This is a genomic window from Streptomyces anandii JCM 4720 (assembly GCF_014650655.1).
In the GTDB taxonomy this organism is placed as follows: domain Bacteria; phylum Actinomycetota; class Actinomycetes; order Streptomycetales; family Streptomycetaceae; genus Streptomyces; species Streptomyces anandii.
Genome location: NZ_BMVJ01000024.1, coordinates 1 through 8650 on the forward strand (window position 1 = coordinate 1; position 8650 = coordinate 8650).

6 protein-coding genes and 2 pseudogenes are annotated in these 8650 nt (G+C 71.8%); 1 reads left to right on the forward strand and 7 read right to left on the reverse strand.

All coding sequences use genetic code 11. From position 1 onward, the window contains the following. Positions 1-709: 709 nt before the first annotated feature. A pseudogene (locus tag IE249_RS30235) lies at positions 710-1306 on the forward strand (multicopper oxidase domain-containing protein); the annotation flags it as partial. 442 nt (positions 1307-1748) lie between these two features. Here IE249_RS30235 and IE249_RS30240 read toward each other — a convergent pair. From IE249_RS30240 to IE249_RS38945, 7 genes and pseudogenes are all read right to left on the reverse strand, one after another. Beyond that, a complete protein-coding gene (locus IE249_RS30240; RefSeq protein ID WP_189709888.1) occupies positions 1749-3170 on the reverse strand; it encodes an NADH-quinone oxidoreductase subunit N in 1422 nt (473 codons plus the stop codon). Beyond that, on the reverse strand, positions 3167-4672 hold the full coding sequence (locus IE249_RS30245; RefSeq protein WP_189709890.1) for a complex I subunit 4 family protein: 1506 nt from the start codon (positions 4670-4672) through the stop codon (positions 3167-3169). Before IE249_RS30245 ends, IE249_RS30240 begins: the two co-directional genes overlap by 4 nt. A gap of 6 nt (positions 4673-4678) precedes the next feature. Continuing rightward, on the reverse strand, positions 4679-6550 hold the full coding sequence (locus IE249_RS30250) for an NADH-quinone oxidoreductase subunit 5 family protein (RefSeq protein ID WP_189709892.1): 1872 nt from the start codon (positions 6548-6550) through the stop codon (positions 4679-4681). Further along, positions 6547-6852, reverse strand: a complete 306-nt coding sequence (locus IE249_RS30255) for an NADH-quinone oxidoreductase subunit NuoK (protein WP_189709893.1) — start codon at positions 6850-6852, stop codon at positions 6547-6549. Before IE249_RS30255 ends, IE249_RS30250 begins: the two co-directional genes overlap by 4 nt. Then, entirely contained in the window at positions 6849-7418 is a 570-nt protein-coding gene (locus IE249_RS30260; RefSeq protein ID WP_189709895.1) for an NADH-quinone oxidoreductase subunit J, read from the reverse strand. Before IE249_RS30260 ends, IE249_RS30255 begins: the two co-directional genes overlap by 4 nt. 17 nt (positions 7419-7435) lie before the next feature. Continuing rightward, positions 7436-8365, reverse strand: coding sequence for an NADH-quinone oxidoreductase subunit H (locus tag IE249_RS30265; RefSeq protein WP_189709897.1), 930 nt, complete (start codon positions 8363-8365; stop codon positions 7436-7438). Next, positions 8358-8650 (reverse strand): annotated as a pseudogene (locus IE249_RS38945) (hypothetical protein); the annotation flags it as partial. The pseudogene IE249_RS38945 and the gene IE249_RS30265, both read right to left, overlap by 8 nt.

Here is an 8650-nt window from a genome sequence, read left to right on the forward strand (position 1 = left end):
TTGCCGCCCGTGCCGCCACCGTTGACCACGGGCACGTTCACGTTGCCGCCCGTACCCCCGCCGTTGACGACCGGCACATTCACGTTCCCGCCACCGCGGGGGTGTGCGGGGCCGTGGTGGGCGGGTGCCATCGCGTGGGTGCCGGTCTGCGGCGTGGCAGCGAAAGCACTGGCCGGCACAAGAGCACCTCCGACAGCCAGAGCGCTCGCCGCGGTCAGAACAGCCAGACGCTGCATACGGATAACAGCCATGATGAAACTCCTTGCACATTCGAGGGAAGAGAACGGAAATCGCGGCCGGAACGAATTCCCCGACCGGGGGGAGTCGGTCACCGTCATCCGTGGTGACCTCCTGCATCCATTAACACCCCCGGCACTCCCCAGGGTCATGCCGCTCGAATTCGGGGCTTGACAAACACCCAACCCGGCAGCCCCCCTCAAGCCACCGACGAGCCCTACCCGACCGGAAGCCATGACGACAGCCGACCACCGGCCGCACGGCGCTCACAGCGCCGTGGCGCGGTGGACACGTACTGCCGTCATCGCACTGGTGGCGGTGCTCGCCGTTCTCGTCCACCACGACACGGCCGCCGCCGTCACGCACGTGCCGCCCGCCGGATCCTCCGGCACGAGCAGCATGGCGGCGTGGATCGCGCGGCCCCGCCGGCGATGTCCGCCCACGCGAGCGGGTACGCCATGATCGTGGCGGACCCAGGCACCAGCAGGTCGACGCCCTGCTGGTCGGGATGGGCGAGCGCTACGACGTCCTGGTCACCCTCTCTGACGGCGTCTTCCCCCCGGTGGCGCTGGCGGAGGGCAAGAACGCCACCGGGATGGCCGTCATCCGCACCGGCTCAGGCGGCACCCCCACCGCGACCGTCCGCCCGATGGAACTGGGCGGCACGATCACGGCCGCCTCGCAGCTGCGCGCGGCGGACGACGTCCGGCTGGCGTCGAAGAAGGCCGACGGGGTCCACCGCATCGAGCTGACCGGCTCCATGATGGGCTACGACTGGGCCATCGTCGGACGCCGATTCGACGTGAGCAATCCGGCCGCGCATGCCATCACCGTCGAGGAGGGCCAGCGGGTGCGGCTCGACTTCGTGAACACCACCACCATGTGGCATCCGATGCACCTGCACGGCCACACCTACCAGCTCGGCACGAGCGGGCCGCGCAAGGACACCACCATCGTCCTGCCCAAACAGACCGTGTCGGTGTTCTTCGACGACGACAACCCCGGACAGTGGATGCTCCACTGCCACAACGGCTGTCACGGCGAGGCAGGCATGATGGCGCTGGTCGCCCCAGGGCTGACACCTGGACCGACGACCCATACCCGGGTGAATCCACGCCGGGGCCGGTGCCGGTGCCGATAGCCACGGACACCGAGGACGCAAGGCGCGCGGGTGATCAGCGTGGACCGGTCGACGCACATCCTGCAGCAGGCCCACGGCCGCCCCCCGTGGCAGGTGCGCGCCGACGCGAGCAGGGTGCCGCTGACGGACCTCCTCCACGCGCCTGCCAGGCCATGAAGTCCGAGACCGGCTGGGGCAGTTGGGCGGTCCTGCGCCGTGCTCGCTGACCCCGGCAGCAGCGGAGCCGGCCGGGGCCGGCGCGGGGCCGTTGTGGTCGGGGGCGGCCCTGCTGCCCACTCCCGGCTCATCGGCAGTCGGCCGGGCCCGGTGGTTCGCGTGTGCCGGTGCCGCATGAGCCTGCGCTGACAGGGATAGGGCAGGCGGGCGCGTGTCAGCGCAGGAGGGGTCCCGTGGTGAGGGGAAGGAGCGCGCCGCCGGCGATGCCGAGGGCCAGGGAGGCCGTACCGGAGGTGTAGGCGGCACCGGCGGCCCAGCGGCCCAGGACGGTCTGGGCTTCGGCGGGCGCGGGTGCGGTGGTGGCGAAGAGGGGGGCGAGCCAGCGCAGGTAGTAGAAGAGGGAGGCGACGGTGTTGACGACCGCGACGGCCGCGAGCCAGGTGAAGCCGCCGTCGACGGCGGCGCTGAAGATCTCGAGTTTGCCGAGGAAGACGCCGGTGGGCGGGGTGCCGACCAGCCCGAGGAGGCAGACGACGAGAACGGCGGCGAGGCCGGGGTGGCGGCGGGCGAGGCCGCGGTAGTCGTCCAGGGTGCGGGCTTGCGGGAGTTCGGTGACGACCGCGAAGACGCCCAGGTTGGTGACGGCGTAGGCGGCGATGTAGAAGAGCAGGCTCTTCTGGGCCAGGTCGGTGCGGGTGGCGACGGCCAGGGCCATCAGGAGGTAGCCGACCTGGCTGATGGCGGAGTAGGCGAGCAGGCGCTTGACGGAGGTCTGGAAGAACGCGGCCAGGTTGCCCAGCGTCATGGTGACGGCGGCGATCACGGCAAGCAGCAGGGGCCAGTTGACGTCGCTGTCGGGCAGAGCCTCGTGCAGCAGGCGGTAGCCGCCGATCAGACCGCCGATCTTGGGCACCGTGGTGACGTAGGCGGCGACGGGGGTGGGGGCGCCGTCGGTGACGTCGGGGACCCAGAAGTGCGCCGGGACGGCCCCTGCCTTGAACAGCAGGCCGGCCAGCACGCCGATGAGTCCGACACCGACGAGGCCGTAGGCGGCGTGGGGCAGTGTCGCGTGCAGTGCGCGGTAGAGGGTGGCGTGGCCTGCCGCGTAGAGGAGCGCGGTGCCGGCCAGCATGGTGGTGCCGAGCAGGGCGCCCATCAGGTAGTACTTCAGGGCGGCCTCGGTGCCGGGGGCGTCCTTGGCGAAGGCGGCGAGCGCGTGGGCGGGGATGCCGGCGAGCAGGTAGGCGGCGAACAGCATCAGCAGGTCGCTCGCACCGATCAGGGCGAGGGTGCCGGCTCCGGTCAGCAGGAGCAGCACCCAGTACTCGGTCTCGCGCCGGTGTCCGCGGACGGTCTCCACCGACATGGCGATGATCAGCAGCAGGGCGCCGAGGACGGTCAGCCGGCCCACATCGGTGGCCGCGTCGACGGCGAAGGTGTGGGAGAAGACGGTCTGTTCGCGGCCGGTGGCCATGGTGATGCCGGTGGCGGTCAGGCCGGTCACGCAGGCGGCGGCCGCGAGGACGGCGACGGTCCACTGGCGGCGGCGGGGCAGCCAGGCGCCGGTGAGCAGGCCGATGACGGCCGTGGCGCACAGGGCGGTCTCTGGGACGAGTGCGGCGAGGTTCTCGTTCACCGGGCCACCAGCCCCGTCAGCGTGCGGCTGGCGGGTTCGATGACGTCCAGCAGCCAGCGCGGCGCGATACCGATCACCAGGGCGACCGCCATCAGTGCGACGGTGGGGACGGCCTCGGTGCCGCTCAGGTCGCTGATGCCGCCGGCCGGGATGGTCCGCGGCAGGCGCGGGACGCCGAGGAACATCGTGCGCAGGGCCCGCAGGAACAGGGCGGCCGTGATGAGGATGCCGGTCACGGCGATGGCGGTGGCGATCGCCTGCGAGGCCAGGGATCCGGTGAAGATCTGGAACTCGGCGATGAACCCGGAGAAGCCGGGGATGCCCAGGCTGGCGAAGGCCGCCACGGCGGTGATGCCCGCGAAGCGCGGGGTGTGCGCCGCCAGGCCGGAGTAGGCGTCGATCGCATACGTCCGTCCCCGGTCGTAGAGGACGCCGGACAGCAGGAACAGGGCGCCGGTGATCAGGCCGTGGCTGACCATCTGGGTGACGGCCCCGGTGACCGCGAGGGAGCGGGCCTGGGCGTCGCTGCCTGCGAGGCTTCCGGCGGCGCCGACGGCGAGGACGATGTAGCCCATGTGGTTGACCGAGGTGTAGGCGATCATGCGTTTGAAGTCGGTCTGGGCCAGGGCGACCAGCGCTCCGTAGACGACGGAGACGGCGCCGACCACGACGACGACCAGGGCGTAGTGACGCCAGGATCCGGGCAGCAGAGGCATGGCGATGCGGACGAACCCGTAGGTGCCCATCTTCAGCAGGATCCCGGCCAGGATCGCCGAGCCGGCGGCGGGCGCGTCGGTGTGGGCGGGCGGCAGCCAGGTGTGGAACGGCACCGTCGGGGTCTTGACCGCCAGTCCGACACCGATCGCGAGCAGAACCAAGCCTGCGTACAGCCCGCGGCCGGCGAGCGGGTTGCTGCTCGTGAGGTCGACGATGTCGAAGGTGTGCGGGGCTGCGGCGAGGTACAGACCGATGAAGCCGAGCAGCAGGGCCAGGGAGCCGATGAAGGTGTAGAGGAAGAACTTCAGCGCCGCCGCCCTGGCCCGTTCGCCGTGGCCCCAGCCGGCGATGACGAAGAACATCCCGACGATCGACAGGTCGAAGAAGACGAAGAACAGGATCAGGTCCAGGGCGACGAACAGGCCCAGGCCGACGGTCTGCAGGAACAGGAACAGGCACACGTACGAGCGCACCCGCCGCCGCTCCTTCAAGGAGTAGACGGCGACGGCCAGGAACAGCAGACACGTCAGCGCTACCAGGGGCAGGGACAGGCCGTCCACGCCGACGTGGTAGCTCACCCCGGCGCTCGGGATCCACCGCACCCGCTGCTGGTACTGCGTTCCTCCCGTCTGGTCGAAGCCGGCCCAGACGGTGACGACCAGGGCGAGGTCGACGGCGGCGGTGACGATCCACACCCAGACGTACGCCCGGTCGCCCAGAGCGCGGGGCCACAGCAGCAGCACCGCGCAGACCAGCAGAGGCAGGAACGTGATCACACTCAGCACAGGGGGCTACCTCACCAACAGGATGATCAGGACGAGCACGGCGAAGCCGACGGCGGCCTGGGCGTAGTACTGGTGCAGCAGTCCGGTCTGCGGACGGCGTGCCCACCGGCCCAGGCCGCGGACGCCGGCGGCGACCGCGGAGACGGCGGCGTCGATGCCGCCGTCGTCCACCCGGCCGGCGAGCCGGGCGGCGGCGAGCCCGCCGCGGGCGGTCTGCCGTACGGCGCCGTCGACGACGCGGTCGTCGAAGACCGCCAGCGCGCGGGCCAGCCCCATCACCGGCCGCACCACCACGGCTTGCGCGGCCCGCTCCAGATGCAGCCACCCCTGTGTCCACCGCACCACGGTGCGGGGAACGGAAGCGGGGTGCGTGGCCTCCCGCCAGGCCAGGGCCGCCGACGCGAACGCGACGCCAGCGGACAGAGCCAGTTCCCACGGCTGGGGCGACGGCTCTCCCGGGGAACCGACCAGTCTCTTCAGCCAGGACGCCGGTCCGGGCAGGGCCAGCACGCCCAGCACGGCCGCGGCGAAGGTGAGGGCGAGCAGGGGGGCCGGTGTGGTGCGGGCGATGTTCCGGGTGCCGTGCCGCTCGGTGTCGTATCCGCTCTCCGGGTCGTCGGGCAGCGACCGGGTGACGTACCACAAGCCCTTGATGCTGTAGACGGCGGCGACGGCCGCCGCCGCGAGTCCCACGGCGTACAGCGCGGTGCTCTCGCCGCCGGCGGCGGCGAGGACCTCGTCCTTGGCCGCCCACAGCGAAAGTGGCGGCAGGCCGGCCAGCGTCAGCGCGCTGACGGTGAAGGCGGCCCCGACCAGGCGATAACGCCGGGCGGCGCCGCGCAGAGCGGGCAGCTGCTTGGTGCCCAGCGCGGTCAGCCAGGCCCCGGCCGCGACGAACAGACCGGACTTGGTGGCGGCGTGCGCCACGAGCTGGGTGGTTCCCGCGGCGACACCGCCGCTTCCGGCGGCCAGCACCATGAACCCGATCTGGGCGGAGGTGGACGCCGCGAGCAGCTGCTTCAGGTCGCGCTGGGCGACGGCGACCACGCCAAGGGCGAGGGCGGTCAGGGCGCCGGCCCAGGCGACCAGCGGGCCGGCCCAGCTGGTCGCGGCGAGCAGCGGGTGCAGGCGCAGCAGCAGGTAGGCGCCGGCGGCGACCATGGTCGCCGAGTGCAGCAGGGCCGACACCGGACTGGGGCCCTGCATGGCCCGCGACAGCCAGAAGGAGAACGGCAGTTGCGCCGACTTGCCCAGGGCGGCCACGACCACGCCCGCCGTGATCAGATGCAGCCACGGGGAGGCGGCCCGTGGCAGCAGGTCCAGGCGCAGGGAGCCGACGCCGCCGGCCATCGCCGCACCGGCGGCCAGGTACAGCCCGAGGTCGGCGGTTCGGGTGGTGAGGAACGCGACGTCCGCCGCGTACGCCCGTTCCGGTTGCCGCCACCAGTATCCGATCAGCGCCCAACTGGTGGCCCCCATCGCCTCCCAGGCCATCAGCAGCAGCGGCAGCGTGGTCGCCGTGACGGTCACCAGCATCGAACCGGCGAAAAGCAGCATCAGCCCGAAGAACCGTCCCCGGTTCTCGTCCTGCGCGAACTCGCCCGCAGCGAAGGCCAGGACGGCGGTGGTGACGGCAGCGACCGTCACCACCATCACCGCGGACAGCCCGTCCACCGCCAGCCCGGCCCGCATGCCTGCGAACAGCGGCGCACTCGCCGCCGGCCGTGCCACCGCGGCGGCACATGCCACGCCGAACGTCACCAGGGCCACCGCCGTGCCGAGGACGGGCACCAGCCGGTTGCAGCGCGTTCCCGTCACTCCCAGGACCGCTCCGGCGCCGAGGGGCAGGCCGGTCAGCAGCCAGACCAGCGCGCTCATCCCTTCAGCTCCTCGGCCATGTCGGTCATGTCGACCTGCCGGGCCCGGTAGATGGCGGTGGTGACGGCGAAGCCCATGGCCATCTCCACCGCCATCGCCACCACCGCCGCCACGATCACCACCTGACCGCTGCCCTGGGCGGGGGCGAGGAAGTGCCAGAAGTCGGCCGCGGCGACGATGATCCCGCCGATCATCAACTCGATCCCCATCATGATCATGACGATGGACTGCTGGGACAGCGCGCCGAACAGGCCGGTGCAGAACAAGCCTGCGGCCAGTACCAGGATCAGTTCGAAGGTCATCGGCCCACCCCTCCCCCGGCCGGGTCGTCGGCCGGGCGCCGGTCGAGGTCGTCGCCGAAGCGGTCGTAGCGGCCCCGGCGGGTGGCCAGCACCGTGGCGCCGACCATGGTGGCCAGCAGCACGAAGCCGAGGGTGACCATCGTCAGCATCTGGTCGCCCATCAGCGACCTGCCGACCTGGAACGTGGTGTCCCTGGGCCGGATCCCCGTGCGGGCCGGCCAGGGCACCGCGAAGATCCCGGCGACCAGCGCGGCGAAGACGACACCGCTGATGGCGAGCGCGCCGCGCTTGTTGTGCAGCATCGACATCGGCATCAGACCCGCCGGGTTCATCATGTACGCGATCATGAACACCGCCATGATCACCATCTCCATGACCATCATCAGCACGATCACCACGCCCAGATAGGGAAGGCCGAGGACGGCCGTGATCCCGCCGACGCACACCAGGGCCGCCAGCAGCGCGAAGGTGACCCGGGCCATCGAGTTCAGCGTGAACACCAGCGCGCCGAAGACCAGGGCGAGCACGCCCAGAGCCACCAGCAGCACGGTGTCGAGCGGGCCCACCACGCGGCTCCCTTCTCTTAGCGATTCAGGTCGACCAGGGCCGGAACCAGGGTCTGGACGACGCTCAGCGGAATGAGGACCACCCAGGCGAACTCCACGTACCGGTCGGCACGGATGACCGGCAGCCGCCGCAGCGCCCACACCAGTGCACCGAGGACCACCAGGGTCTTGATCAGCGACCACGCCCAGGCAGGCAGCCCCGGGCCGGCGCCGCCGCCCAGGAACAGCGGTACGGCCATGGCCGCGCCGGAGGTGAGCCACAACCACCGGCCGGCCTGCAGCAACAGCCGGTCCACTCCGGACGTCTCGCTCAGGACCCCGCCGGAGAGGTCCCGGCCGACCGGGTAGGCGAACGGCCCCAGGAAGCTGAACGCCAGCACACCGGCCAGATAGGCGACGAAGGCGACCGGCATCCACACCACGTACCACAGCCCGGCTTGCGCGGCCGCGATGTCACCGACCCTCAGCGACTGCGCCCCCGTGGCGGCCGAGATCAGCGCGAACATCAAAGGCAGTTCATAGGCCAGGCCCTGGGCGAGGAACCGGTACCCGCCGATCAGGGAGAACGCGGCGTTGGGGCCCCAGCCGGCCAGCCACAGTCCGGCCCACGTCAGCACCTCCATGGCGTTGAACCACACCACCCCGACCGACAGGTCGGCGGCCATCCGGTTGCCGAAGGGGATGACCAGGGTGGACAGCACCGCGGCCACCGGCACGGTGATCACACCGGCCCGCCACAGAAGAACATCCGCGGCAGGCAGCCGCCTCGGCTGCGCCACCAGCGCCCGCGGAACACCGAGGAACGGCCGCACCACGGCCGTGAGGGTGACCGTCCGGCCCGCGTCCCGGGCGTCGAGAACCGCGTCGCCGGCCACCGCCAGCACGGCCAGGCCGAGCAGCAGCGCCGGACCGGCCAGCACCGTCCACCACGCCCCCGCCTCAACCATGCGCCACCTCCCGTGCGCCGAGGGCCAGTTCGTCCGGATCCGGGTCCAGGCCGGCCACGATGAGACGGGCCGCAGCGAACTCGGCTCCTGCCAGCAAGCGGGGCAGCAGCGCGGTCAGCGCCGCCGACGGCGGGCGTTCCGCATCCCAGAAGCCACGGGGGCTCTCCTCCGCCGCCACCTGAAGCGGTGACGACTCCTCCAACCGGTCCAGGCTGCGGCGGATCTCGGTGAGCCACTGCCGGTAGCGGTCGGTCACGTCCCCGTCCGCCCGCGCCACCGGACCGC